22 protein-coding genes are annotated in these 26,696 nt (G+C 69.8%); 9 read left to right on the top strand and 13 right to left on the bottom strand.

Annotated elements, in window-relative coordinates; all coding sequences use genetic code 11:
- Positions 1-54: 54 nt before the first annotated feature.
- Both SACAZDRAFT_RS19605 and SACAZDRAFT_RS19600 read left to right on the top strand, forming a co-directional pair.
- Positions 55-735, top strand: coding sequence for a C40 family peptidase (locus SACAZDRAFT_RS19605; RefSeq protein ID WP_005444525.1), 681 nt, complete (start codon positions 55-57; stop codon positions 733-735).
- A gap of 73 nt (positions 736-808) precedes the next feature.
- A complete protein-coding gene (locus tag SACAZDRAFT_RS19600; RefSeq protein ID WP_005444524.1) occupies positions 809-1,600 on the top strand; it encodes a hypothetical protein in 792 nt (263 codons plus the stop codon).
- Between the two features lie 77 nt (positions 1,601-1,677).
- Here the strand turns inward: SACAZDRAFT_RS19600 and SACAZDRAFT_RS19595 are convergent, their stop codons facing one another.
- Both SACAZDRAFT_RS19595 and SACAZDRAFT_RS19590 read right to left on the bottom strand, forming a co-directional pair.
- On the bottom strand, positions 1,678-2,487 hold the full coding sequence (locus SACAZDRAFT_RS19595; protein WP_005444523.1) for an Fpg/Nei family DNA glycosylase: 810 nt from the start codon (positions 2,485-2,487) through the stop codon (positions 1,678-1,680).
- On the bottom strand, positions 2,487-2,960 hold the full coding sequence (locus SACAZDRAFT_RS19590) for a ribose-5-phosphate isomerase (protein ID WP_198283949.1): 474 nt from the start codon (positions 2,958-2,960) through the stop codon (positions 2,487-2,489). The genes SACAZDRAFT_RS19595 and SACAZDRAFT_RS19590 overlap by 1 nt, the downstream gene beginning before the upstream one ends.
- A gap of 76 nt (positions 2,961-3,036) precedes the next feature.
- On the opposite strand from SACAZDRAFT_RS19590, the gene SACAZDRAFT_RS19585 reads away from it, so the two are divergent.
- Positions 3,037-3,777 (top strand): MBL fold metallo-hydrolase, encoded by a 741-nt coding sequence (locus tag SACAZDRAFT_RS19585; RefSeq protein ID WP_232286301.1) that lies wholly within the window; start codon positions 3,037-3,039, stop codon positions 3,775-3,777.
- A 4-nt stretch (positions 3,778-3,781) separates the two neighbouring features.
- Here SACAZDRAFT_RS19585 and SACAZDRAFT_RS19580 read toward each other — a convergent pair whose 3' ends face one another.
- Complete coding sequence (locus SACAZDRAFT_RS19580; protein ID WP_005444520.1) at positions 3,782-4,405, bottom strand: mycothiol-dependent nitroreductase Rv2466c family protein; 624 nt, start codon at positions 4,403-4,405, stop codon at positions 3,782-3,784.
- A gap of 203 nt (positions 4,406-4,608) precedes the next feature.
- Between SACAZDRAFT_RS19580 and pepN the strand changes: the two genes are divergently transcribed.
- Positions 4,609-7,173, top strand: a complete 2,565-nt coding sequence (gene pepN, locus SACAZDRAFT_RS19575) for an aminopeptidase N (RefSeq protein WP_005444519.1) — start codon at positions 4,609-4,611, stop codon at positions 7,171-7,173.
- 102 nt (positions 7,174-7,275) lie between these two features.
- On the opposite strand, the gene SACAZDRAFT_RS19570 is transcribed toward pepN, so the two are convergent.
- Together SACAZDRAFT_RS19570 and ctaJ are read right to left on the bottom strand one after the other, a co-directional pair.
- Positions 7,276-7,773, bottom strand: coding sequence for a DUF5130 family protein (locus SACAZDRAFT_RS19570; RefSeq protein WP_005444518.1), 498 nt, complete (start codon positions 7,771-7,773; stop codon positions 7,276-7,278).
- Entirely contained in the window at positions 7,760-8,008 is a 249-nt protein-coding gene (gene ctaJ / locus SACAZDRAFT_RS19565; protein WP_005444517.1) for an aa3-type cytochrome oxidase subunit CtaJ, read from the bottom strand. Before ctaJ ends, SACAZDRAFT_RS19570 begins: the two co-directional genes overlap by 14 nt.
- Before the next feature lie 288 nt (positions 8,009-8,296).
- Between ctaJ and SACAZDRAFT_RS24080 the strand changes: the two genes are divergently transcribed.
- Positions 8,297-8,602: a hypothetical protein gene (locus SACAZDRAFT_RS24080; RefSeq protein WP_005444516.1), complete on the top strand. Its 306-nt coding sequence runs from the start codon at positions 8,297-8,299 to the stop codon at positions 8,600-8,602.
- A gap of 15 nt (positions 8,603-8,617) precedes the next feature.
- Here SACAZDRAFT_RS24080 and SACAZDRAFT_RS19555 read toward each other — a convergent pair whose 3' ends face one another.
- Positions 8,618-9,346 carry an HNH endonuclease gene (locus tag SACAZDRAFT_RS19555; RefSeq protein WP_232286300.1) on the bottom strand — a complete coding sequence of 243 codons (729 nt, stop codon included), beginning with the start codon at positions 9,344-9,346 and terminating at the stop codon, positions 8,618-8,620.
- Between the two features lie 186 nt (positions 9,347-9,532).
- On the opposite strand from SACAZDRAFT_RS19555, the gene SACAZDRAFT_RS19550 reads away from it, so the two are divergent.
- Positions 9,533-10,549, top strand: a complete 1,017-nt coding sequence (locus SACAZDRAFT_RS19550) for a mechanosensitive ion channel family protein (protein ID WP_005444506.1) — start codon at positions 9,533-9,535, stop codon at positions 10,547-10,549.
- Between the two features lie 29 nt (positions 10,550-10,578).
- The gene (locus SACAZDRAFT_RS19545) at positions 10,579-11,001 is read left to right on the top strand and encodes a globin (protein ID WP_005445661.1); all 423 of its coding nucleotides are present in this window, start codon (positions 10,579-10,581) and stop codon (positions 10,999-11,001) included.
- 76 nt (positions 11,002-11,077) lie between these two features.
- Here SACAZDRAFT_RS19545 and SACAZDRAFT_RS19540 read toward each other — a convergent pair whose 3' ends face one another.
- Positions 11,078-12,487 carry an LVIVD repeat-containing protein gene (locus tag SACAZDRAFT_RS19540; protein WP_005444501.1) on the bottom strand — a complete coding sequence of 470 codons (1,410 nt, stop codon included), beginning with the start codon at positions 12,485-12,487 and terminating at the stop codon, positions 11,078-11,080.
- Positions 12,488-12,636: 149 nt separating this feature from the next.
- On the opposite strand from SACAZDRAFT_RS19540, the gene SACAZDRAFT_RS19535 reads away from it, so the two are divergent.
- On the top strand, positions 12,637-13,305 hold the full coding sequence (locus tag SACAZDRAFT_RS19535; protein ID WP_005444499.1) for a DUF305 domain-containing protein: 669 nt from the start codon (positions 12,637-12,639) through the stop codon (positions 13,303-13,305).
- Between the two features lie 9 nt (positions 13,306-13,314).
- On the opposite strand, the gene SACAZDRAFT_RS19530 is transcribed toward SACAZDRAFT_RS19535, so the two are convergent.
- The 6 genes from SACAZDRAFT_RS19530 to SACAZDRAFT_RS19505 all read right to left on the bottom strand — a co-directional run bounded on the left by SACAZDRAFT_RS19530 (position 13,315) and on the right by SACAZDRAFT_RS19505 (position 25,653).
- Positions 13,315-13,950 (bottom strand): hypothetical protein, encoded by a 636-nt coding sequence (locus tag SACAZDRAFT_RS19530; RefSeq protein WP_005444491.1) that lies wholly within the window; start codon positions 13,948-13,950, stop codon positions 13,315-13,317.
- The gene (locus tag SACAZDRAFT_RS19525) at positions 13,947-14,351 is read right to left on the bottom strand and encodes an acyl-CoA thioesterase (RefSeq protein ID WP_050983518.1); all 405 of its coding nucleotides are present in this window, start codon (positions 14,349-14,351) and stop codon (positions 13,947-13,949) included. Before SACAZDRAFT_RS19525 ends, SACAZDRAFT_RS19530 begins: the two co-directional genes overlap by 4 nt.
- 68 nt (positions 14,352-14,419) lie before the next feature.
- Positions 14,420-19,402, bottom strand: a complete 4,983-nt coding sequence (locus SACAZDRAFT_RS19520; protein ID WP_005444480.1) for an NAD-glutamate dehydrogenase — start codon at positions 19,400-19,402, stop codon at positions 14,420-14,422.
- Between the two features lie 98 nt (positions 19,403-19,500).
- A complete protein-coding gene (locus SACAZDRAFT_RS19515; RefSeq protein ID WP_005444479.1) occupies positions 19,501-21,816 on the bottom strand; it encodes a hypothetical protein in 2,316 nt (771 codons plus the stop codon).
- 113 nt (positions 21,817-21,929) lie between these two features.
- Entirely contained in the window at positions 21,930-23,606 is a 1,677-nt protein-coding gene (ettA, locus tag SACAZDRAFT_RS19510; protein ID WP_005445648.1) for an energy-dependent translational throttle protein EttA, read from the bottom strand.
- A gap of 79 nt (positions 23,607-23,685) precedes the next feature.
- Positions 23,686-25,653: a bifunctional copper resistance protein CopD/cytochrome c oxidase assembly protein gene (locus tag SACAZDRAFT_RS19505; protein WP_005444476.1), complete on the bottom strand. Its 1,968-nt coding sequence runs from the start codon at positions 25,651-25,653 to the stop codon at positions 23,686-23,688.
- Positions 25,654-26,066: 413 nt separating this feature from the next.
- Between SACAZDRAFT_RS19505 and SACAZDRAFT_RS19500 the strand changes: the two genes are divergently transcribed.
- Positions 26,067-26,567 (top strand): peptidase inhibitor family I36 protein, encoded by a 501-nt coding sequence (locus SACAZDRAFT_RS19500; RefSeq protein ID WP_005444475.1) that lies wholly within the window; start codon positions 26,067-26,069, stop codon positions 26,565-26,567.
- Positions 26,568-26,696 lie beyond the last annotated feature (129 nt).

Here is a 26,696-nt window from a genome sequence, read left to right as displayed (position 1 = left end):
GGCGATGTTCTCAGAGGAGATCCGTGAACACGCTTTTGCGACCGGAGGCAACAGATGGCACACAGAACTTTCGCGAGGTCGGTGGCCGTGGTGGCCGCCGCCGCTCTGACGCTGGTCGTGAGCCCGGGCGTCAGTTCCGCAATGATGATCCGAAACGCGGCCAGTGGCGCCGACGTCGGCGAAAAACCGCCCGCTTCGGAAGCGGAAGAACCGAGACCGAAGCCGCCCCAGAAGCACAAACCGGCCCCTCTCCAGGGCGAGAAACCGACGCCACCGACGCCGTCGCCCACCCCTGAGAAGGACAAACCCGAGCCGGGCGGCGACAACGACGCCGACAACCACGACAACGACGGCGACGGCGACGACGGTGACGAACCCGCGACATCCACCGGAGAGCGCATCGTCGACCTCGCCGCCCGGCACGCCGGTGCCCCCTACGTCTATGGGGCCGACGGCCCGGACCAGTTCGACTGCTCCGGCCTCACCCAGTACGTCCACGCGCGACTCGGCATCGACCTGCCCCGGACGTCGCGTGACCAACGGGCTGCCCTACCCGAACTGCCCAAGAGCGAGATGCGCCCCGGCGACCTGCTGTTCTTCGCCGAGAACGGGCACGTCTACCACGTCGGCATCTACGCCGGGAACGGTAAAATGTGGGCCGCTCCCGAGCCCGGCGACGTCGTCCGCCTCCAGGACATCTGGACGCAGTCGTTCACCGTGGGTCGCGCCTGGTGACATTCCACCGGGAACTTCTCGGGTACTGTCCGCGTTGTCTGGTTCAGTGAGCCCAACAATCGGGGAGTAGCCCATGGGAACCACGATCACGGTGATCGTGCTCCTGCTGATCGTCGTCGCCGGCACGGCCTACCTCGTCCGATCCCAGGCAGCGACCAAGCGGCGGCAACTCGACGACGCGAAGGCCGACGCACGGCGCTGGATCGAACGCCTTGGCGGCCAGGTCCTGAATCTCACCGGGACCGACACCGCGTCTCAGCAGGCGATGGCCGACGCGAGCGAGCGGTACAACGCCGCGGGCTCCGAGATCGAGCGCGCGGAGACGGTCGACCAGGCCCGGCTCGCGAAGCAGACCGCTCTGGAAGGCCTCTACTACGTCCGCGCAGCCCGGACGGCCATGGGCCTCGATCCCGGCCCCACACTTCCCGAGGATCCCGAGCGGGAGCGCGCGGGCAAGGTCACCGAGCACCGCTCGGTCGACGTCGAAGGCCGGCACTACGAAGCCTCCCCCGCGCCGACGTCGGCGACCCCGCACTACTACCCCGGCGGCCGCGTCGCGGGGCGCCCCGTGCCTCAGGGCTGGTACAGCGAACCCTGGTGGAAGCCGGCACTCGTCGCGGGTGCGTGGGGTTTCGGTTCGATGCTGCTGTTCTCGACCATGTTCGCCGGGATGGCCGGGATCCCGAGCGCCGAGGCCTGGGAGTCGGGATACGACGCGGGCCAGGAGGACGCGCTGGAGAGCGGCGATGCCGGAGACGCCGGTGACGCCGGTGATGCGGGAGACGCCGGTGGCGGCGACGACTTCGGAGGCGACTTCGGAGGCGGCGATTTCGGCGGGGGCGACTTCGGCGACTTCGGATTCTGATCCGAGCGAGGCAGGGGTGTTCGGCCGTCCAGAGTCCGGGCACCCCTGTTGTCATCGGTACACCGGGCAGAGAGGCATCAGGCGGGCTGGCAGGTCGGGCACCAGTACAGGTTCCGTCCCGCGAGTTCGGTGTGAGCCACGGGTGTGCCGCACACGAGGCACGGCCGGCCGGTGCGGCGGTAGACGTAGACCTCGCCCCCGTGCCGGTCGTTGCGGGGAGCCCGCCCTGTGACCTCCGGCCGATGCTCCCACGCGACCGTGTCGATCCGGCCAACGCGGACGCCGTCCCGCATCAACTCGCACAGGTCGGCCCAGAGCGCCTCCCACTGTTCACGACGCAGTGACTTCCCGGGCAGCATGGGCGCGATCCCCTGGCGGTACAGCACTTCGGCGCGATAGACGTTGCCCACACCCGCGATCACCGACTGGTCCATCAGCAGCGCGGCCAACGACGTGCGTGACCGCGAGATGCGGTTCCACGCGCGCTCCGGGTCGGCGTCGCGCCGCAGCGGGTCGGGGCCGAGCCGCGCGATGATCGCCTCCGCCTCGGGCGGGGTGAGCAGCTCGCACCGCGTGGGACCCCGCAGATCGGTCCAGTGCGTGCTCCCGACGATGCGCATGCGCACCTGCCCGACGGGTTCGGTGACGGGCAGCGGATTCTCGGTGAACGCGCCGTACAACCCGAGGTGCACATGGACGATCCCTTGTGGACCGTAATGGTGGAACAGGTGCTTGCCGTACGCCTCGGCCGCCGTCATGACATGCCCGTCGACGACGGCGGCTTCGGCGGCGAAGCGTCCCTGTGGGCTCGACACCCGCACCGGTGTGCCGACGTAGCGGCGCTGGTGCAGCCGCGCCAGCCGGTGCAGGGTGTGGCCCTCGGGCATCAGTTCTCCGGCAGCTCGGGAGCGGTACCCGTCCGCTCGAAGTGGCTGATCTGACCGATGCGCCGGACGTGCCGGGCGTCGTCGGAGGCGGCCGTGGTGAGGAACGCCTCGACGATCTCGGTGGCTTCCTCCAGCGAGTGCATCCGCGCACCCACACCGATCAGCTGGGCGTGGTTGTGCTCACGCGTGAGCTTCGCCGTCTCCACGCTCCAGGCCAACCCGGCCCGGGCGCCGGGAACCTTGTTGGCGGCGATCTGCTCGCCGTTGCCGGAGCCGCCGATGACGACGCCGAGGCTCCCCTCGTCCGCCACGACGCGGCGGGCGGTCTCGATGCAGAAAGCCGGGTAGTCGTCGGCCGCGTCGTAGACGTGCGGTCCGACGTCGGTCACCTCGTAGCCCTTCTCCCGAAGGTGGGTGGCCAGGTGGTTCTTCAACTCGAAGCCGGCATGGTCGCTTCCCAGGTACACGCGCACGGCTGCCAAGTCTGCCATCCCGCGAGGGGGCCGCAGTACCCACCCGCGCCCCGCTGCGACGCCGTACGCTCCGGCTGTGGATACGCAGTGGGTGGAGATCGCCGAGGGCGTGCTCCTGCGCCGGTACGCGGAACTCGACCTGTCGGTCGGACTCGTCCTCGGCAGCGAGCGGTGCCTCGTGGTGGACGTCCGCGGCGACGCCAGGCAGGGCGCGGAACTGGCCGACGCCGTCCGTCGGGTCACGCCGCTGCCGTGGACGGTGGTCATCACACACGACCACTTCGACCACGCCTACGGCCTGCCGGCCTTCCTGCCGTGCGACGCGTGGGCCCACCCCGCCTGCTGGGACGAACTCGTGCGCCTGGACCGGGCTCCCGGGCGCGGGCTGCTCGTGCGGGACCGGGTCGAACTCGACCTCGGTCGGCGCCGCGTGGTGCTCGCCCATCCCGGTGTCGCGCACACCCCCGGCGACGTGGTGGTGCACGTACCCGACGTGGGCGTGCTGTTCGCGGGCGACCTCGTGGAACGCGTGCCGGGCGGGACGTTCAGCGCCGAGTCGTTCGGAACCGACACGGTGCTCGCCGCCTGGCCCTCCGCGCTGGAGCGGCTGGCCACCTTCGACGCGACGACTGTGGTGCCCGGACACGGCGAACCGGCAGGCCCCGACCTCGTCGAGACCTGCCGGCGTCAGCTGCTGACGCTGCTCGACCTGCGCGCCGACGTGCGGTCGGGCCGGCTCGACGAGAACGCCGCCCTCGATCGCTCCCCGCTGCCTGCCGACGTCACGCGCGCCGCGCTGACCAAGCCCACCGACTGAGGCGTCAGTCGAACTTCAGCGACCCCGTGCGCGTGCGCTTCAGCTCGAAGAAGTCGGGATAGCCGGCGAGCATCCGAGCGCCCTCGAACACGCGCACCGCGTCCTGCCCCTTCGGCACCGACGTCAACACCGGGCCGAAGAACGCGACGCCGTCGATGTGGATCGTGGGGGTTCCCACGTCCTCACCGACCGGGTCCATGCCCTCGTGGTGGCTGGCGCGCAGTGCCTCGTCGTACTCGGTCGACTCCGCGGCCTTGAGCAGCTCGGACGAACCCCCGACCTCCTCGACGGCCTGCTTGAGCACCAGCTCGACGTCCTTGTTGCCCTCGTTGTGGTAGCGGGTGCCGAACGCGGTGTAGAAGTCGCGGAGCACCTCCTCGCCACGCTCCTGGGCGAGCGCGATCGCCACGCGCACGGGCGCCCACGCCTTGTCCAGGATCTCGCGGTAGCCCTCGTCGAGATCGCGGCCTTCGTTGAGCACCGACAGGCTCATGACCCGGAACCGCAGATCGATGTCGAGGTGCTTCTCGACCTCGAGGATCCACCGGGACGTGATCCACGCGAAGGGACACACCGGGTCGAAGTAGAAGTCGACGCGCGTGCGCTCGGAACCGGCACCTGCTGTCATGGCAACTCCTCGCCGTCACTGGTTGCGGTGGGTACGGGGCGGGTACACATCACCGGGACCAACAACGGGACTCGTCGCGTTGTTCCCGTCGCCGCGCCCTGCCGCACATGATTGGATGCGCTGAGCACAGTAGTTGCGATCACCGGTTGCGATAACCGACTGAGACGACCCATCCACAACAGACGAACAGCGCAGAGGTGCCAGTGCCTGCCCCGAACCTGACCCGTGAACAAGCCCAGCGGCGTGCCGGTCTGCTGGAGGTTTCCACCTACGACATCGAGCTTGACCTCACCGACGGCCGTGGGGGGCCGGGCGAGGGAACGTTTTCGTCGCGGACGACGGTCCGGTTCTCGGCGGCGCGGCCCGGGGAGAGTAGTTGGGTGGACATCGTGGCCGCTGGTGTGCGTGAGGCCACGTTGAATGGTCGTGAGCTGGATGTGTCGGGGTATGTCGAGGACGACGGTGTCGCCCTGCCCGATCTGGCCGCGGACAACGAGTTGGTGGTGGAGGCCGACTGCCGGTACATGAACACCGGTGAGGGTCTGCACCGCTTCGTCGATCCGGTCGATGGTGGGGTCTACCTCTACAGCCAGTTCGAGACCGCGGACGCCAAGCGGATGTTCGCGTGTTTCGACCAGCCCGACCTCAAGGCCTCCTACCGGTTGGTGGTGACCGCGCCGCGGGACTGGACCGTCGTGTCCAACACGCCGGTGGCGAGTCGGGAGGATACGGCCGAGGGCGCGGTGCGCACGGTGTTCGAGCCCTCGGAGCGCATGTCGACGTACCTGGTGGCACTGATCGCCGGCCCTTACGCCGAGTGGCGCGACACCTACTCCGACGAACACAAGACGATTCCGTTGGGAATCTACTGCCGGGCGTCGTTGGCGGAGTTCATGGACGCCGAGCGGTTGTTCACCGAGACCAAGCAGGGTTTCGGGTTCTATCACCGGGCATTCGGGGTTCCGTATCCGTTCACGAAGTACGACCAGTTGTTCGTACCGGAGTTCAACGCCGGGGCGATGGAGAACGCGGGCGCGGTGACGTTCCTGGAGGACTACGTCTTCCGTAGCCGGGTGACCCGCTACTCGTACGAGCGGCGGGCGGAGACGCTGCTGCACGAGATGGCGCACATGTGGTTCGGCGACCTGGTGACCATGCGCTGGTGGGACGACCTGTGGCTGAACGAGTCGTTCGCCACGTTCGCCAGCGTGCTGGCCCAGGCCGAGGCCACCGAGTACACCGGCGCGTGGACCAGCTTCGCCAACATCGAGAAGTCGTGGGCCTACCGCCAGGACCAGCTGCCCTCGACCCACCCGATCGCGGCCGACATGGTCGACCTGCACGCGGTGGAGGTCAACTTCGACGGCATCACCTACGCCAAGGGCGCCAGCGTGCTCAAGCAGCTCGTGGCGTACGTGGGCCAGGAGAACTTCCTGTCCGGCGTGCGGATCTACTTCGACAAGCACGCCTGGGGCAACGCCACCCTCGCCGACCTGCTGGCCGCCCTGGAAGAGGCCTCGGGCCGGGATCTGTCGTGGTGGAGCGCCCAGTGGTTGGAGACCACGGGCCTGAACACCCTGCGCCCGCGGTACGAGGTGGGCGACGACGGCACCTACCGCTCGTTCACCATCGAGCAGGAGGGCGCCAAACCCGGTGCGGGTGAGCTGCGCACCCACCGGGTCGCCGTGGGCGTCTACGACGACGACGGCACCGGCCGCCTCGTGCGCACCCGGCGCGTCGAACTCGACGTCGACGGCGAATCCACCGAGGTCGCCGATCTCGTCGGCACCACGGCAGGCTCCCTGGTCCTGGTCAACGACGACGACCTCACCTACTGCGCCATGCGCCTCGACCCCACGTCCCTGACCACGCTGGTCGACCGCATCGCCGACATCACCGAGCCGCTGCCCCGCACCCTGTGCTGGTCAGCGGCGTGGGAGATGACCCGCGACGCGGAACTCAAGGCCCGCGACTTCGTCACGCTCGTGCAGCGCGGTGTCCACGCCGAGACGGAGGTCGGCGTGGTGCAGCGGCTGCTGCTGCAGGCGCAGACCGCGTTGAACTCGTACGCGCAGCCGTCGTGGGCGGCCGAGCACGGTTGGCCCGGCTTCACCGCCACGCTGCTGGAGTTGGCGCGCTCCGCCGAGCCCGGTTCCGACCACCAGCTGGCCTTCGTCAACTCGCTGACCGGCTCGGTGCTGGACGACTCCACGCTCGACGTGCTGGCGGGCTGGCTCGACGGCTCCGCACCGCTGGAAGGCCTCGTCGTCGACACCGACCTGCGCTGGCGGCTGCTGCACGCCCTCGTCGCCCACGGCCGCGCCACCGACGCCGACATCGACACCGAGCTCCAGCGCGACGACACGGCCACCGGACGCAGGCACGCCGAACGGGCCCGCGCACTGCGGCCGACCGCCGAGGCGAAGGCTCAGGCCTGGGAACGCGCCGTCTACGACGACGAGTCGCCCAACGCCGTGAACGAAGCCGTCATCGCGGGCTTCACGCACCCGGCGCAGAAGCACCTCCTCGGCGACTACACGCAGCGCTACTTCGACATGCTCGACGAGGTCTGGAGCCGTCGGTCGAGCGAGCGGGCGCAGCCGACCGTGCTGGGCCTGTACCCGTCGTGGGAGGTCTCCGAGGACGGCATCGCGAAGGCGGACGCCTGGCTCGCGGGAGCCCACGCGGCGGCGCTCCGACGGCTGGTGAGCGAAGGCCGCGCCGGTGTCGTGCGTGCTCTCGCCGCACGACGGTTCGACGAGAGCTGAGCCCGGCACGACGAAGGCCGCCGTCCCCGCTGGGGGCGGCGGCCTTTCGACGTCGTGGGCCTCGGACGGGCGTCGAGCTGTGGCGTCCGGGCCGTGGGCCGGTCAGGACTGCGGCGCGGAGCCCGCCTGGTCGGCCATCATGCGCAGACCACTGACGAAACCACCGATGAGGTCGCCTTCCTTGAAGGACGCGACCATGCTCATCACCGCGAGCTTCGCACCGCGGTCCGACAGCCTGTGCTTGGCGTGAGCACCGGTGATCACCTCGACGACCCGCTCACCCGGCGAGACGGCCACCAGGACGAAGTTGTCGCCGCGCTCGCCCAGCGAGTCGTGCAGGCTCTCCGCACCCGCGCGTGGGTCGTCGCCGAGCTCGCCGACGTAGATGCTGAAGTCGAGGCCCGTCTCCCGGCTGGCCAGGGTCAACGCCTCGTCGACCCGCGCCAGCTGCGCCGTGGTGAAAGGTCCGGACGGAGTAACCGGCTCGTACATCTGCGCGACCGACACCCGCCCGCTCGCCGTCACCGCGGCACCGGGCTGCAGCTCCGTACCCTCAAGCCCGGTGGACGGGGATTCCCGGGTCAGTTCACCAGTTGCCACTGGCACCTCCTCGAACCTTCGACGGAACGCCGTCGCCGTGCTCTGCGTCACCGGCGTGCCGCTGCCCCACACCCTCCGGGTTGGCGGCCCACCACACGGGCGGGTAGTCCCACGCCTGCCCCGGCCGGTAACGGGGCTTGCTCGCGAACTTCGACCGTAGCGTCACCAAGGCGAAGAAGCCGTAAACGGCCAGTGGTATCGCCACGAAGACCAGGATCGTCTCGAGGATGCTCACGGGCGCAGAGTAGCCGACCGTCGCGATACCTACTCACCTGCCACGGTGAAACGTTGTCATGGACACCGTGGATGCGGCCCCTGGGTCACCCGCTTGCCTCTTTCCCCATCCCACGTTGAGGGGAAAGCCCGATGGCGAAAGGTTGCACACTCGCGTACGTGCGGTGGCACCCTCGGCCAAAGTCTTGTTCACCTCGGCGACCGCGTCGTACGTTTTTCACCTGTACGGGCCCTTGCGCCATTTCGTGAGTCCCTATCAGGTCACCACGCGGTCACAGGAGGACCTGCCATGTTCACCGAATCGAGCGGCACCGCCATCCCTGCCATCGCCACCGCCCGCGGCACCCGTGTCACAGCCGGTACGCGGGTCACCTGCGCCCCGCGCACGACCCGCGGTACCCGCGTCACGGCCGGTACGCGGGTCACCTGCGCCCCGCGCACGACCCGCGGTACCCGCGTCACGGCCGGCACCCGGGTGACGCGCGGCACGCGAGTCACCCGGGGCACGCGCGTCACGGCGGGTACCCGCGTCACCCGAGGCACGCGGGTGACGCGCGGCACCCGCGTGACCTGCGGGACTCGCGTCACCCGCTGAGCCGGGGACACCGACTCACGCGGCGGGAGCGCCGAGGTAGCGCTGCCAGAGCGGGTCGGCCTCCTTCGCGTGCGCGAGGAGCCTCCAATGCGGTCCGTGGGGTTCCCTCGGCACGGTCCGCAGCCGCCACCCGAGCTCCGACAGCATCTTGTCCGCCTTGCGGTGGTTGCACTTCGCGCAGCACGCCACGCAGTTCTCCCACGAGTGCGCCCCGCCTCGGCTCCGAGGCACCACGTGATCGATGGTCTCGGCCCGGCCCCCGCAGTAGGCACACCGGAAGCGATCCCGATGCATCAGACCTGCGCGCGTCAACGGAACCCGGGCCCGGTAGGGTACCCGCACGTAACGGCTGAGCCTGATCACCGACGGCACCTCCAAGGTCGCCGTGGCGGAGTGCAGGAGAGCCCCGGCAGGGTCCTCGTGCACGACTTCCGCCTTACCGCACACGAGCAGCACGATGGCTCGGCGCAGCGGTAACGCGGTGAGCGGCTCGAACGTGGCGTTGAGCAGCAGAACCCGACGTTTCCCCAACCCGGGAGACGTCGGCGTGGGACCCACGCCACCACCGGGATCCCGCGATCGTCGGTGATGGGTTCGGGTGATCCGGCCCACCCGCGAGGGCGGGCCGGCCGAGGACGGCACGACGACGCCGCCCGTCGGCACGCAAGGCGTGAACGGCTCCGGCGCCGACCCGGCGGGCTGCCGGGTTCTGACGCCGTGTGGGCTGGGTTGTCGGTCTGGCACGCGACCACCTCCACCTGTGCAGCCCTCAGTCGACCACACTTCACCCCCGGAACGCACGTGCGTTCTGCCACTGGACTCGTCTGAGTACCGTGGCGGACGAACCGAATCCGGTCAATCGGCCCCCGATCCGAAACCGCGTCGACCCAGAAGTGTGCTGTGTCACGCCAGGGAGGAGTGCACACCGCAGTGGAAGAGTTCCTCAGCGAGCCGCCGACGTGCACCGACGAAGTGGAAACGTGGTGCGCACAGGTCTATCGCATCACCGGCAACGAGTGGCTTGCGGCCTCCGCCGACTGGCTCGTGGCCCGGCCGCTTCGCATCCTGCTGATCCTGCTCGGCGCGTTCCTCATCCGCTTCCTCGTGCGCAAGCTGATCGACCGGCTCACCCGCCCGCCCGCCGACGATCCCAACCTCAACGGCGACAGCAAGGTCCCGGCCCTGCTGCGTCCCCTCAAGGAGAGGGTCGCTCCCGAGGTGCTGGGGCCGGTCGCCCTGGAACGACGACGGCAACGGGCCCAGACCATCGGGTCGGTGCTCAAGTCGGTCACCAGTTTCACGGTGTTCGGGCTCGCGTTCGTGCTCATCCTGGGCGAGCTGGGCATCAACCTCGCACCCATCCTCGCCTCGGCGGGCATCGTCGGTGTGGCCATCGGTTTCGGTGCGCAGAACCTGGTGCGGGACTTCCTGTCGGGGATCTTCATGATGCTGGAGGACCAGTACGGCGTGGGCGACGTCGTGGACGTCGGTGAGGCCGTCGGCACCGTGGAGTCCGTCGGGCTGCGCATCACGACGTTGCGCGACCTCAACGGCACGGTGTGGTACGTGCGCAACGGCGAGGTGCTCCGCGTCGGCAACTTCAGCCAGGGCTACGCCGTCGCCGTCGTGGACATCCCGCTCGGTTACGACTCCGACGTGACCAAGGCCACGGAGCTGCTGAAGCAGGTGGCACAGGAGGCGGCCTCGTTGGAGTCGATCCGGCCCGACGTGCTGGAACACCCGCAGGTGCTGGGCGTGGAGAACGTGACACCGGAGGCCATCCAGTTCCGCCTGACGACCAAGGTCAGGCCCGGCCGCCAGTGGGCGGTGCAGCGCGCGCTGCGGGCCGAGATCATGCGCGCTCTGGAGCGGGAGGGCTTCGATCCGCCGCTCGGTCGCCTCTTCGGCGCGGTCCGAGGTCGCGACGGAGAGGCCGCGCACGACTGAGAACCGGCAGAATGGAAGGCGTGACAGACGTGAGCAGTGCCCAGCCCTCGCAGCCGGCACCGGAGCCGGCCTCGGAACCGCAGTCGTTCTACGAGGCGGTGGGCGGTGAGGAGACGTTCCGCAGACTCGTCGAACGTTTCTACGCCGAAGTCGCCGAGGACGAGATCCTCAGGCCGATGTACCCGGAGGAGGATCTCGGCCCCGCGGAGGAACGCCTGCGGCTGTTCCTGATGCAGTACTGGGGCGGACCCCACACCTACTCGGACCGGCGCGGCCACCCGCGCCTGCGCATGCGCCACGTCCCGTTCAAGATCGGCCCGATCGAACGCGACGCCTGGCTGCGCGCCATGGAGATCGCCGTGGCCGAGTCCGGCATCGAGGAGCCCTACCGCGCGCAACTGTGGCGGTACCTGGAAACGGCGGCTCACTCGCTGATGAACAGCTGGGAGTAGGCCTCGACACACCGAACGGGCGCCGGCCACCACGTGGTCACCGGCGCCCGTTGTCGTCTCCGCCCTCGGGATCGCCTCAGCGACGGCCGTAGGAGGGCTGGGTCTGCGGGTTGAACTCCTCGAACTTCACCGCCTTCGCCGGTGCGGTACGCGGGTCACGGATGTCCAGCACGTCGAAACCCTTCTGGATGTCCGACGAGTAGATGTAGCCGTTGAAGTAGTACGCCGACCACGACCCACCGGTGATGTTCTCCGTGTCGGACAGCGGACCGCGTTCGAAGTAGGCGATCTCCTTCGGGCGGTCGGAGTTCGTGAACTCCCACACCGACACTCCGCCCTGGTACCAGGCCTGCACCATGATGTCGCGGCCCTGCACCGGGATCAGCGAGCCGTTGTGCGCGACGCAGTTCTCCGTCTCGCCCTGGTGGCGCGGGATCTTGTAGTAGCTGACGAACTCCAGGTGGGCGTGATCGCCCTTGCCCTTGAGGTCGTAGATCCCGTTGGCGCCGCGTTCGGACCCGATCTCGGCGTTGCACGTCGCCATGCCGCCGCCACCCAGTTCGTCGGTGAACACCACCTTGGTGCCCGCGTTGTTGAAGGTGGCGCTGTGCCAGAAGGCGAAGTTGTCCTCGTCCTGCACCCTGTCGATCACGCGGGGTTCCATGCGGTCGCTGATGTCGACGAGGATGCCGTCACCCATGCACGCCCCCGCGAGCAGGTCCTTCTCGGGGTAGGCGGTCAGGTCGTGGCAGCCCGTGGTCTCCCGCGAGTAGCCGTCGCCGGGGTTTCCGCCGTCGGGGAACAGCACGGGCGTGGCGACCAGCGCCGCGTCCTCCGGATGGTCCACCGGGACCTCGACGATCGACACCTTGTCGTGCGGTGGTTGGCAGTTCGGCAGCTCCGGAGCGGGCGAGTACGACGACACGTACAGCAGAACCGACTCCCGCTCGGGTGCGGGCACCATCGTGTGGGTGTGCGAGCCGCAGTCGGTGCGCACCGACGCCACGTACTCGGGATTGGACAGGTCGCTGATGTCGAAGACCTTCACGCCCTCCCACGAGTCGGGATCGGACGCGGGTGCGGGCTCGCTCGTGCAGGAGTCGTCGGTGCGGGCGTAATCGGTGGAGAGGAACAGCAGGTCACCCGACACGGACAGATCGTTCTGGCCACCGGGACACAGGACCTGGCTGACGACCCTGGGTTTCTTCGGCCTTCTGACGTCGTAGACGGTGAATCCGTCGTAGTTGCCGACGATGGCGTGTCCCCGGGTGAACGCCATGTCGGTGTTGAACGCGTCCTGGTTCGCGAACGGCCCAACTTTCTCCAGGTGGGCCACATGGCTCAGGTTACGGCTGTGTACGACGTCGTCGACGCCCGGAATGTCGTCCTGCTGCGCGGAGGCAGGCGCCCCGAGCCCCGCGACCGCCAGCGCCCCAGTCGCGATCAACACTCCGGCGCGACGTCCGCGTCTGCGCGTGGTGTTCACGCGTTCTCCTCTCCCCATCGGGTAGGTGAACAATCGAGTCATTGTCATCGCGCCCGCCCACGCGGTGGTAGCAGGCAATCGGACGACGTTGACCTGACGCTGCGTGATCACTTGACGCGAGTGTGTGTCGGCCGGTTGGCTTGAACGCCATGCGAGGTGCCTTGTCGGCCGCAGCGGCCGTGATCCTGTTGCTCATCACCGGTTGCACCGCGGAGCCTGACTCCCCCGAGCAGGCACCACCGGACGTGATCGTCCCCCAGGGCCCCGGTGAGCAGGCCGACGTGGTACCCGGCGAGCAGGCGGCCGAGCGGGCGCAACAGGTCCGGGTCTCGGACGCCGACGTGCACTACATGCGCATGATGATCCCCCACCACGAGCAGGCGATCGTGATGACCGACCTCGTCGCCGACCGCGCCGAGAGTTCCCGGGTGAAGGCGATCGCCGGACGCATCGCCGCAGCTCAGGAAGGCGAGATCGCGATGATGGAGTCGTGGCTCGACCAGTACGGGGACCGCAGCGCCTCCTCGGAGTCCGAAAGCTCCACGCAGGGGGATCACACCGAGCACGGCCACGGAGGCGGACACGCCGACATGCCGGGCATGGCCACCGACGAACAGCTGGCCGAGCTCCGCGCCGCGTCGGGCACGGAGTTCGACCGGGTGTTCTGCGAGCTCATGATCACGCACCACGAGGGTGCGCTGACCATGGCCGAGGACTACCTGCCCCGCGGGCTCGAACCGCGCGCACTCGCGATGGCACAGGAGGTCGTGACCACCCAGACCGCGGAGATCGAGCACCTGCGCGACATGCTGCCGTGATGCGAATGCTCACAGCAGCAGCGGGAGCAACGCGTGCCGACGCCGGAGCACGGCGCCGTAACGGGCGTCGAGGCGGAACCACGAGTCCGTCGCCGACACCCGCACCACGTCCTCGCCGACCGACGAGTCGACGAAGCCCATGCCGGACAGGGCGAACAGGCACCGCATGGGCACCTTCACCTCGTCCTGGTCGCCGGACACGGTGAGCACGGTCTGGTCCATCAGCGACGCGGGCGGCGTCCCCTGCGGGCCGACGTTCTCGCGGGCGAGTTCGACACCGCGCTCGGCGAGGTCGCTGACGACCGTGACGGGCAGGGAATCGACGGCCCGCCACCGCGTGCCCGACGGCAGCTCGGACCGCCACAGCAGGTCACGCGGCGGACCGGGGTCCATGACCTCGCCCCGCGCGACCGTGAGCGCCGCCAGGAGTTCGTTGCCCGACACGGTGACGTCGGACGGGGTCACCGCTCCCTCGACGGCACGCGTGGCGAGCACCTCGAACGGCGTGGTCGCCCACGCCTCGACGACGTGCTCGTTGCGCTGGCGCAGTCGCACCGCGCTCGCGGCGTCGAGCCGCACCGCCCTGGCGACGAACGCCCCCAGGCTCTCCCGGTCGGCGGCGTCGGGGATACGCAGCTCGGTCACACCCGTCCTCCACTCGGTATGTGTGCGGTCAGGAACTCACGCTCGCGCTCGGTGAGGCGCCGCGGCCTGCCTCGTTCGAGGTCGTAGGGAGCGAGCACGGTGGTCGCCGTGGCGGCCACCGTGTCCTCCTCTGACGGTCCCGTCCGCACCCGATAGTCGAGTGTGAAGGAGGCGTACCGGAGATCGGCGAGCGCGATCTCCACGCGCACCTCTCCGCCGTCGACCACGATCGGCGCACGGTAGTCGACCTGCAGCCGCACCACGACGATCCCCTTGGCGAACTCCGAGAGCCCGCCGTCCGACGCGTTGGAAGTGGGGCCGTCGCCGAACAGCAACGGCACCCTGGCCTCCTCCAACAACGTCACCAGACGCGCGTGGTTCACGTGCCCGAACGCGTCCATGTCGGACCACCGTGGCCGCACCCGAACGACGTACCGGGTCGCCTCTCGTGTCGTCACGTCGTCCGTCCTCAGCGCACCGTGCCGCGGATCTGGCGCACGGCCACCGACAACGTCGCCAGGTCGAGCCTGCCCGACGCCTCGATCTCGTCGAGCGTCACCCGCGCGCGGGTCAGCGCCGACGAGTTCGCCTGCTCCCACTTCGCGATCTTCTCCGCCGCGCTGTCCCCCGGGTCGCTGTGCCGCAGGGCATCCAGCGTGAGGGCCCGCAACGACGAGTACAGGTCGTCCCGCAGTGCCAGGCGCGCCAGGGCATGCCACCGGTTGCCGCGCTCCAACGCGTTCACCGAGGTGAGCATGCGGTCCATGCCCAGGTGCTCGGACAACGCGTAGTACAGCTCGGCGGTCTCGACGGGACTCCGCTCCGCGGTCAGCCCCACCTCGCGCTCGGCCAGCTCCGCCACCTCGACGATGTCGAGCAGCGAGTAACTGGTGAGCAGCAGGGCCACCCGCCGGGCGAGGTCGTCCGGAACGCCCTGCCCCACGAGCGCCTCGGTCTCGCTCCGGTAGGCCGCGGCTTCCTGGCCACGCAGCAGGTCGCCCAGCATCGGCGCGAGCGCGGCGATCGGCTCGGCGAACCGGCTGATCTCCGCGCCGACGGCGAGCGGCTGCGGCCGGTTGGTGAGGAACCACCGCGCCGCCCGGTCGAGCAACCGCCGACTCTCCAACACCATCGTGTCGGCGACGTCGGTGGGCACCACGTTGTCGAGCGCGTCGATACCCGCCCACACCGAGTGCAGGTCGTACACGCCGGTCACGACGGCGAAGGCCCGCACCGCGTCCGTGCCGGTGGCGTTGAGTTCCTCGGCCAGCCGGAACGCGTACGAGACACCGGCACCGTCCACGACCTCGTTGACGAGCATCGTGGTGGTGATCTGCCGGTTGAGCGGGTGCTTCGCGATCTCCGCGGCGAAGTCGCGCCGCAGCGGGGTCGGGAAGTACTCCGGCAGCCTGCGGGCGAAGACGTCCGCGTCCGGCAGGTCGCTGTCGAGGATCTCGTCCTTGAGGTCGAGCTTGACGTGCGCGAGCAGGGTCGCCAGCTCGGGCGAGCTCAATCCCTCGCCCGACTTCTCCCTGGCGGCGAACTCGGCCTCGCTCGGCAACGCCTCCAGCTCGCGGTCCAGCGCACCCTTCTCCTCGAGCGCGGCCACCAGGCGGCGGTGCACCGACAGCATCGGACCGGCGTGGGCCCGGCTGACACCCAGAACGGCGTTCTGCCGGTAGTTGTCGGTCAGAACGAGCTGCCCGACCTCGTCGGTCATCTCCTCCAGCAGCGCGTTGCGCTCGTCCTCCTTGAGCTCGCCCCTCGTCACGAGCTGTTCGAGGAGGATCTTGATGTTGACCTCGTGGTCGGAGCAGTCGACGCCGGCGGAGTTGTCGAGGGCATCGGTGTTGATTTTGCCTCCGCCGCGGGCGAACTCGATCCGCCCGCGCTGCGTGAAGCCGAGGTTCCCGCCCTCGCCCACGACCTTGACCCGGAGCTGGCCACCGTTGACGCGCACGGCGTCGTTGGCCTTGTCACCGGCGTCGGCGTGGGTCTCGGTCTCCGCCTTGACGTAGGTGCCGATACCGCCGTTCCACAGCAGGTCCACGGGTGCCTGCAGGATCGCCCGGATGAGCTCGGACGGGGCCATCGACGTCACGTCGTCGGCCAACCCGAGCGCCTCCCGCACCTGCGGGCTGATCGGGACGGTCTTCGACGACCGCGAGTAGACCCCGCCGCCCTCGCTCAGCAGCGAGCGGTCGTAGTCGTCCCACGACGACCGCGGAAGCTCGAACAGCCGCTTGCGCTCCCGGTACGACGTCGCCGCGTCCGGATTCGGGTCGAGGAAGATGTGCATGTGGTTGAAGGCGGCCACCAGCCGGATGTGCTCCGAGCAGAGCATGCCGTTGCCGAAGACGTCCCCACCCATGTCGCCGATGCCGACGACGGTGAAGTCCTCGCGCTGGGTGTCCTTGCCGAGCTCGCGGAAGTGCCGCTTGACGCTCTCCCACGCACCACGCGCGGTGATCCCCATCGCCTTGTGGTCGTAACCACGGGACCCGCCCGAGGCGAACGCGTCGCCGAGCCAGAAGCCGTAGCTCGCCGCGACCTCGTTGGCGATGTCGGAGAACGACGCCGTGCCCTTGTCGGCGGCCACGACGAGGTAGTTGTCGTCACCGTCGTGGCGCACGACGTTCTTCGCGGGCACCGTGACGCCGTCCACGAGGTTGTCGGTCAGCTCCAGCAGACCGGAGATGAACATGCGGTAGCACGCGACGCCCTCGCGCTGGTGGTTCTCCCGGTCGATGCCGGGGTCGCCGGTCGGCTTCGGCGGCTTCTTGGCGACGAAGCCGCCCTTGGCACCCACCGGGACGATGACGGAGTTCTTCACCGCCTGGGCCTTGACCAGCCCGAGGATCTCGGTGCGGTAGTCCTCGTGGCGGTCCGACCAGCGCAGACCGCCCCGCGCCACGGACCCGAACCGCAGGTGCACACCCTCGACCCGCGGCGAGTACACGAAGATCTCGAACGCCGGACGCGGTTCGGGCAGACCCGGGATCCGCTGCGGGTCCAGCTTGAACGCCAGGTACGAGCGGAAGGTCCCGGACTCGTCGGTGACCCAGTAGTTGGTCCGCAACGTCGCCGTGATCACCGACAGCAGGCGCCGCAGGATGCGGTCGGTGTCCAGGCTGGTCACCTCGTCGATCATCGAGTTGATCTCGGCGACCTGCGCGGCGACGTCCTCCGCCCGGTGGCTGTCGTCGCGGTCGGGGGCGAACCGCACCTCGAACAACCGCACGAGCGCCTTCGCGACGTCGGTGTGCGCGAGCACCGCCGACTCGACGTAGCCCTGCGAGTACTGCGAACCCGCCTGGCGCAGGTAGCGCGAGTACGCCCGCAGCACGGCGGCCTGCCGCCACGTCAGGCCCGCCTTGAGCACGAGCTCGCTGAAGCCGTCGGTCTCCGCGAGCCCGTGCCACGCCGCGGCGAACGCCTCCTGGAAGCGCACCCGCAGGTCGTCCTCGGCCTCGTCACCGAGCTTCGCCAGCACCCCGGGCTCGATCCGCATGCCGAAGTCGTAGATCCAGCAGCGGTGGCCGTCCTGGGTCCGCACCTCGTACGGCCGCTGGTCCACGACCTCGACGCCCATCCGCTGCAGCATGGGCAGCAGCGTCGACAGCGTGACACCCTCACGCAGGTACAGCTTGAACCGTCGTTCTCCCGGCGCCGCGTCGACGGGCAGGTAGTACGACATGTCGAGCGCCTCGGGACCCTCCAGGCCCTCCAGCTTGCGCAGGTCGGCCAGCGCGGTCTCCGCGTCGAAGTCCTCCTTGTACGCCTCCGGGAAGGCGGAGGCGAACCGCTGCGCCTGCTCCGTGGCCGACTCCTCGCCGGCCAGTGTGACGGCCTTGCCGTTGCCGGCACGCGCCCGGCGCTCGGCCAGGATCGCCTCGACCAGCGAGTCGTCCCACGTGCGCACGGCCTCGTTCAGCCGCTCCTGGATACGGACGGTGTCGGGTTCGCCGACCGCCCCCGGCTCGGTGTACGCTGTGAAGTGGATCTGCGCGAGCAGCGTCTCGCCGAGCCGCGTGCTGTACTCCAGCGACGTGCCCTCCAGCTCGTCCAGCAGCACCTGCTGCATGGCCAGCCGCGACCAGGTGGTGTACCGGTCGCGCGGGAGGAACACCAGGCACGAGTAGAAGCGCCCGTACGGGTCCTTCCGCAGGAACAGCCGCAGCCGGCGCCGGTCGGCGAGCGTGATCGCGCCCGTCGCCGTGGCGTAGAGCGAATCGGCGTCGGCCGACAGCAGATCGGCCAGCGGCCAGTTCTGGAGCACGTCCAGCATCCGCTGACCGGAGTACGACTCCATCGGGAAGCCGGCCCGGTGGATGACCTGACGGACCCGCCGGTTCACCACGGGGATGTCGAGGACGTCCTCATGCAGGGCCGACGAGGTGAACATGCCGAGGAAGCGGTGCTCGCCGGTCACCCGGCCCGCGTCGTCGAACGTCTTCACCCCGACGTAGTACGGGTAAATCGGACGGTGCACAGTGGACGGCGAACTCGCGTGGGTCAGCACCAGCAACGTCGGAGAGAGCACCCGCGACGCCGTGTCGGGACCGTGGGTGAGGCTGCGGGCGGCGAAACTGTCCTGTCGCAACACTCCGAGCCCGGACGCGAGCACCGCCCGCAACGCCGGTTCCTCGCCGTTCTCCGAGTCCGGAACCACCTCGTAGTGGCGGTAGCCCAGGAACGTGAAGTGGTTGTCGGCCATCCACCGCAGCAGTGCGGCGCCCTCGCCGACCTCCTCCCCCGGCAGCGGCGGCGGGTTCTCCTCCAGCTCGCGCGCGATGTCGATCGCGGCCTGGGTCATCTTGTCGGTGTCCTCGACGACCTCACGGACGTCGCTGAGCACCGCGACCAACTTGTTGTCGAGGTCCCTCGCCCGCTCCGGGTCACCGATCGGGTCGATCTCCAGGTACATCCACGACTCGGCGGAGGCACCGGACGGCGGGTCGGCGACGTCGGCCTTCGGGTGCACCTCCTGCAACGCGCCGGCGACGTCCCTGCTCACGACGACGATGGGGTGGACGATGCGCTGCACCTGGACGCCGCTGCGAGACAGCTCCGCGGCCACCGAGTCGACGAGGTAGGGCATGTCGTCCGTGACGACCTGCACCACCGTGGCTTCCCGCGCCCAGCCGTCGTGGGCCGCGTTCGGGTTGAACAACCGGACGACCGGCCGCCCCGGGACGCGCTGCCGCGCGAGTTCCACGTGCGACCTGACCGCACCGACCAGATCGGTCGGGTCGTCGCCGATGATCTCCTCGGCGGGAACGAGCCGGTAGTACAACCGGACGAGTTCCGCGATGTCCGGTGCCTGCGCCGCAGCAGCCTCCACGAGTTCGTCGCGGATCTGCTCCGGGCTGCGAGGACGGCCCGGCGGCTCGGTGTTCACGTCCTCCGTGCCGGAGTGGATGGATGTTCCGGTCGAGTGTATGTCAGACAACCCAACTCTCCACTGTCCTGGCTAGACCCCAACGTCACGCCTCTGCCGCTACTGTCCCACGACTCCGAAACGGCGCTTGCCAGGCCCCCTGTGGTGAGTCAGGTGTCTCCGCGATGCCTGCCGTTGACGCGTGGCTGCTCGTCATCCATCCCGAGCTTCTTGACCAACGCGGCGGCGCTCGCCGTGCCCGCCTGGTGCTCGGCCAACGCCCTGGCCAGCAGTTCGGCGAGCCCCGCGTCCGGTGGCGGATCGTCCGTCGGCGCACCGTAAGCGGTGCGCGGATCGGCGAACGGCTCCGACTCGCCGGCTCGCGACTCCGGGTGCGGGATGGGCTCTTCCCCCGAGTCCGACGAGGCGCCCGAGGGGGCGTCGGACGTCGCGGTGGACGTCGCGGTGAAGGGGGGCTCCGTCGTCGACGAGAAGTCCGACGTGCTCTCGCTCGGCTCCGAGTCCTCCCGTACCGGTGCCAGTGACGGCGGCAACTTCAGCCGCGGCAACCAGCCGGGCGCCTCCGCCGAGGTGTCCGTTCGCTCCGTCGTGTCCCGAGACGGTGACGTTGCGTCGACGGTCGGCGTCTCCGGCACAGGCTGTGATCCCGACGTCGCCGCGGTGCCGGTGGCGCTGTCGACGGTCTCGGCGCTGCCCGCCCGACCGGCGCTGTCCGTGCTCTCCTCGCTGTCGGCCGCGCGGCGCCGTCCGCCTCCCGTCGGCGAGATGCCCAGCCGGTCGAGCACGGATCGCGCGGCGACCGAGCCGTGTTCGGAGTCGTGCCGGGTCTTGCGCCGCCGCGACACCGGGGAGACCTCCTCGTCCTCCTCCGGTTTACGTCGCCGTCGCCGCGGTACGGGCGCCGGTGTGTCGTCGCTGATGATCGGCGTGACGGCCGTGACCTCCGTGGCCGACACACCGTCCTCCGCGCTCTCCCTCGGCGCCGGAGTCTCCGGGACGTCGGTCTGGGACTTCTCGGCGCCCCTGGTGGTCTCCTCCGTGCCGGTGACGGTCGGAGCCTCCACCAGCCGCGTCTTCTCGTCCGCGCCCTCGGCCTCGTCGCCGGCCGCCGGCGCGAGCCGCAGCATCGGCAACACGACCCTGGGCCGCGACGAGCCCGCCCGCTCGTCGGCCCGGCGCCTGCCACCGCCACGCCGCTCGCCGGACTGTTCCGTGTCGAATCCCATCCCGGACGACGTGCGCTGTGCGGGCGGCTGCGGCGGTGTCTGTGCGGGTGCCGGTGCCGGAGCCGGAGTGGCCGCGGCCGCGGCCTGCGCCGCCGCCGCCACCATCTCCGCGAGGTCGACGGGTGCCTGCTCGCCCGCGCCGAACGCTCCGGTCAGCAAAGCCCGCGCCTGGCTGCTCACCCGCGTGTGGAGGTGCTCGGCGGAGCGTGCCCGATAGAGGCACTGGATCGCCTCACTCGCCTCGCCGATGCGTTCCTCGACGTGAGCCAGTTCGAGCCACAACCGGGACGTCAGCGCGTACAGGCCATGCCTGCTCGCGCTGTGCACGGCCTCTCGCAGAGTGCGGGCCGCCGTCTCGGCCGAGCCGTTCACCAGGTGGACTCGCGACGCCACGGCCAGGCGCAACCACGCCATCGGCGCGACCGCCGCCGCGCGTTCGGGGGCGGACAGCAGCGGTTCGGCCACCTCCAGAGCCAGGTCGGCGTCACCACGGTCGAGCAGTGCGCAGACCAGCTCCAACACCAACCGGACCCTGGCCAGCCCGCCGTCGGCGCCGGGATCGCTCAAGTCGTCCAGGAACCCGATGCCCGTGCGCGCGGCGTCCGCGGCACTCACCAGGTCACCGTGCCGCCGGCGGTGGGCCGACACCCCGACCCGCAACGACGCTCTCGCCACCAACCGGTCGTCGTCGGACAACGACGAGTCCCGGGAGATCAGCCGGTCCCCCTCCATGAGCACCCGGTCGAGCTCCGCCTTGCGGCCGAACGTGCCGAGGCAGCCCACGAGGTGGCACAACGCGGCCGCGCGCTGCACCGACGACAACCCGCCCACGGTGAGCACCGGCCGCAACGCCGCCAGGCCCGTCAGCGGAGCACCCACGGCACGCGCGCACACGGCGAGGTCGGTGCGCAGCTGTGCCGCGACGACGGGATGTCCGGCGTCCTCGGCGGCCCGCAACGCCGTCACCGCACGCCCCACCGTCGACGCCCGGTGGCCCAGCCGGACCTTCGCGTGGACGGCCAGGCTCTCCGCCCGGACCCACAGCTCGTTGTTCCCCGAGGACTCCGCGAGCGCGGCGGCCCGCTCCCCGAGGATGAGCGCCAACTCCGGTGACCGGGTCTGCAGGGTCGACGCCTGCTCCACCAGCCGCTCGACCGAAGCCGAGCCACCGGGCACGCCGTGGGCCGTCGTTCTCCGGCCTCTCGCCGCGCTGTCGCCTGTCTGCTCAGTGGTCGCCACCGGGTCTGTCCTCAACTGTCGGCTCCGGGCTCGGGACTCGGTCGAGGCGCGATGTGGAAAGGGCGAGGCACCGCGTCACCGCCGCCTCGCCTTTCCTCCATCACGCCGCGAGATCAGTCGCGGGTCAGTTTCCGATGAGTCACCCGGTGTGGCCGAGCCGCGTCGGCACCGAGCCGCTCGACCTTGTTCTTCTCGTAACCCTCGAAGTTGCCCTCGAACCAGAACCACTTCGCCGGGTTCTCCTCGGTCCCTTCCCAGGCGAGAATATGGGTCGCGACGCGGTCGAGGAACCACCTGTCGTGCGAGATCACCACGGCGCAACCGGGGAACTGCTCCAACGCGTTCTCCAGCGAACCGAGCGTTTCGACGTCGAGGTCGTTCGTCGGCTCGTCGAGCAGGATCAGGTTCCCGCCCTGCTTCAGCGTCAGCGCCAGGTTCAGCCGGTTGCGCTCACCGCCGGACAGCACGCCCGCGGGCTTCTGCTGGTCGGGCCCCTTGAACCCGAACGCGCTCACGTACGCGCGCGACGGCATCTCGGTCTGGCCGACGTGGATGTAGTCCAGCCCGTCGGAGACGACCTCCCACACCGTCTTGTCGGGGTCGATGCCGGCCCGCTGCTGGTCCACATAGGACAGCTTGACGGTGTCGCCGATCCGCACTTCGCCGGCGTCCGGCTCCTCCAGGCCCACGATCGTCTTGAACAGCGTCGTCTTACCGACACCGTTCGGGCCGATGACGCCCACGATGCCGTTGCGCGGGAGCGTGAACGACAGGTCGTCGATCAGCAGCCGGTCGTCGAAGCCCTTGCGGAGGTTCTCCACCTCCACCACGACGTTGCCCAGCCTCGGGCCCGGCGGGATCTGGATCTCCTCGAAGTCGAGCTTGCGGGTCTTCTCGGCCTCCGCGGCCATCTGCTCGTAGCGCTCGAGACGCGACCGCGACTTGGTCTGCCGGGCCTTCGCGTTGGAGCGCACCCACTCCAGTTCCTTGGCCAGCCGCTTCGCGAGCTTGGCGTCCTTCTTGCCCTGGACCTCCAGGCGCTCGCGCTTCTTCTCCAGGTAGGTGGAGTAGTTGCCCTCGTAGCCCTCGACCCGGCCCCGGTCCAGCTCCATGATCCACTCGGCGACGTTGTCGAGGAAGTACCGGTCGTGGGTGACCGCCAGCACCGCACCCGGGTAGTTCGCGAGGAACTGCTCCAGCCAGAGCACACTCTCGGCGTCCAGGTGGTTGGTGGGCTCGTCGAGCAGCAGCAGGTCGGGATTGGAGAGCAACAGCTTGCACAGCGCGACCCGGCGCCGCTCACCACCGGAGAGGTGGGTCACCGGCTCGTCGCCCGGAGGACAGCGCAGGGCGTCCATCGCCTGCTCCAGCTGCGAGTCGAGCTCCCACGCGTCCGCGTGGTCGAGCTCCTCCTGCAGCTTGCCCATCTCCTCCATGAGCTCGTCGCTGTAGTCGGTGGCGAGCAGTTCGGCGATCTCGTTGAACCGGTCGAGCTTCACCTTGATGTCGCCGAGGCCCTCCTCGACGTTGCCGCGCACCGTCTTCTCCTCGTTGAGAGGCGGTTCCTGCTGGAGGATGCCCACGCTCGCTCCCGGCTGGAGGAACGCGTCACCGTTACTCGGTTGGTCGAGCCCAGCCATGATCCTCAGAACGGTGGACTTACCCGCACCGTTCGGCCCCACCACGCCGATCTTGGCGCCGGGGTAGAACGCGGTGCTGACGTCGTCGAGGATGACCTTATCCCCGACGGTCTTGCGCACCTTCTTCATGGTGTAGATGAACTCGGCCATACTCCGATCGTAGAGCGACGCCGCCGACTCCCTCACCCCGGTCACCGATGGGTCACCTGCTGTGCCCCGGGCGTGCCCGTCAGTCGCGCGCGCCGCCCCGGTCGGCCAGTTGCTTGAGCATGGCGTTGTAGGCGGCCAGGTCGGCGTCACCGGTCGCGTCCTCGCGGCGATCCTGCCGTTTCGCCTCGCGGGCGTCGCTGCGCGCCCACTGCACGAGCAGCGCGACCATGACCACCAGGACGGGCAGCTCCCCGGACGCCCACGCGATGCCGCCGCCGACCCGCTGGTCGGTCAGCAGGCCGTCCACCCACGGCAGGTCCAGCGACCGGTAGAAGCTCTCCCCGATCACCGTCTGCATGTTCATGAGGATCACACCGAAGAACGCGTGGAACGGCGTCGACGCCATGAGCAGGCCGAGCTTGCCCAGCGGCGGCAACTGCCGGGGAGACGGGTCGATGCCGATGATCGGCCAGAAGAACGTGTAACCCACGACCAGGAAGTGCGCGTTCATGGCGACGTGGGCCCAGTGCTGCTTGAGCGCGACGTCGAACAGGCCCGAGTAGTACAGGACGTAGAACGATCCGACGAAGAGGATCAGCGCGACGACCGGGTTGGTGAGCGCCTTCGCGATCGGCGAGTGCACCAGAGCCAGGATCCATTCCCGCGGCCCCGGTGGGCGGTTGCGTCCGGCGGGCGGCAGCGCCCGCAGCGCGAGCGTCACCGGACCACCGAGCACGAACAGGATCGGCACCAGCATGTTCAGCGTCATGTGCGTGATCATGTGGATGCTGAACATCGCCGGGGAGTAACGACCGAGGCCCGACGAGGTGGCGAGCAGCAGCATCGCGCACGCGCTGAGCCAGGCCACCGTGCGCCCCACCGGCCAGGCGTCGCCACGGCGCCGCAGCCTCCGCACTCCCGCCAGGTACACGGCGGCGAGCACGATGGCCGCCGTGCCGTAGATGAGGTCGAACCGCCATTCGGTCAACACGCCGAGCGGCGTGAGCGCCCGGTCGAGGTCGTAGCCGATCAGCAGCTCCGTCGTCGAGGGCTGGGCGGCGATCTCCAACGGCGGCGGAGTCCGCGACAGGGCCGTCGCCAGGCCGAACGTCACGAACATGACCAGCACCTCGACGGCGGCGAGTCGCACGAGCGAACCGCCTCCCGCGCCGTCGGCGAGTTCCCGGACGCTGCGCTTGCGGTGCTGGTGCCCGAACACCCCGAGCACGGCGAGCGCCACGACCTTCGCGAGCACCACCAGGCCGTAGTCGGTGGTGAGCAGCTGATCGGGAGCCACCCGCACCAGCGCGTTCACCACGCCGGAGACGCCCAGCACGATCCAGGCCACGAGCGCGATGGTGGAGAAGCGGGCGGCGGCCAGCGGCAGGTGGTCGCCGCGACGCCGGGCGTGAGCCAGCAGGGCGATGAGCCCGCCGACCCACAGCGCCGCGCCGACCAGGTGGAACAGCAGGCTGTTGGTGGCCACGTCGTGCGAGCCGCCGGCCGCGGAGTGACCTGTCGCGGCGATCGGCAGCAATCCGCCGATCGAGAGACCGAAGAGCACCACCGACCAGCCCCACGACAGCACCAGACGGCAACCGAGCGCGAGCAGCAACGCCAGCGCCGCGGTCAGGAGCCAGCCCTTCGGCTGCTCGATGGCCTCGACGTAGTTCAGCAGCACGACGGGGTCGAACACGTCGGTGACCGGCTTGCCCGCGCCGTCGGCCGCGGTGAAGAACACCGACGCGATCGCGAAGACGAACCAGAGCCAGGCCGCCGTCCCGGCCGTGCGCACGGCGGCGTAGCCGTCGACGGTGAGCATGCCGGACTTCTGAGGCGGTACCAGGAAGGCCGCCAGCAGTAGCGACCCGACGCAGACGGCCGCGGAGAGATCGGCGCCGACGCGCACGACCATGATGCCGTAACGCGTGACGTCACCCGGGTCGGTCAGGCCGGCGACGCCGTAGCTGAGTCCGCCGGTGAGCACGACGATGGCGACCGCCACCATGATGGCGAGCAGGCTGCCCACGAGGAGCAGCGGTCCCATCGCGGCGCGGCGACGTCGTGCCCCCTGAGGCGCTGTGCTGCTCTCGGCGCTCGGGGCAGAACTCGTGGTGCTCCCAGCACTCCCGGCACGCTCAGCCTTGCTGTCGGGTGCGTCGGGTTCGACTTCCGCGGACACGTCTACGAGGGTATGCGCACGTCGGTCGGGGTTCGTCGGCGGAGGTCGTCGGATGTGTGGCGGCTCGCCCGGCCCGGTCCGCGGGCGCTCTATCACCGTCGTCGCGCTGGTGTGCCGTTCTCAGCCGACTGGGGACAAGTCTCACCCGTCCGGGGCGCGCCCACGCAGTTGTCCACAGGCCTCACTCTCCGATCTCGCGCCACCGCGCTCGATCGGCCAACCTGAGGTCACACCACAGGCACGACTCGGCACACCGAGACCGAACCGAGGGGGATCACATGAGGGACACCGGCTTCCGCCACCACACCGACGCCGACAGCGGGGCTCGCCACAGCGCCGCGCATCCGAGCACGGACTCCGCACGCACCCGTGCCCGACACCGCCAGGCCCTCCTGCTTCTGCCCGGCCTGGCGCTCGCCTTGGCCCCGAGTGTCGCGGCCGCCGCGCCCGCCACCGAGGTCGAGCGCGGCGCAGTGGAGCGCAGCGCAGCACCACGCGGCGAGGACGCGTGCGAGACCGGCGAGTTCTGTCTGTGGCCGAAAGCCGGCTACGGCGGCACGATGGTGCGGCTCGACCTGCGCAACACCAACCCGGACGAGTGCGCGCCGCTACCGGACGGGATGTCGGCGAGGTCCTTCGTCAACCGCGTCGATCGACACGTGACCGTCTATCAGGACGCGGAGTGCTCGACCGAAGCGGACTTCAGTACCTATCCGGGGCCGGACACGTTCGTCCCGCGAAGTCCGTACGTCGTGCGGGCGGTGCAGATCTGGCACTGAGGCCCCTTCCGCCCGCGTTCCGGACTGAGCCGCGACGTCACCGCGGAAGGGGAACCCGTGTGTGGCGCCGTGGCTCGGGGGCCGCGCCCCGCCCCGACCGCGCGGCCCGATCCCGGGGAGGTCCGACCG

This window comes from Saccharomonospora azurea NA-128 (assembly GCF_000231055.2).
Lineage (GTDB): Bacteria > Actinomycetota > Actinomycetes > Mycobacteriales > Pseudonocardiaceae > Saccharomonospora > Saccharomonospora azurea.
The sequence above is the reverse complement of the archived record's forward strand: the minus strand, read 5'-3'. Positions and strand labels throughout refer to the sequence as shown.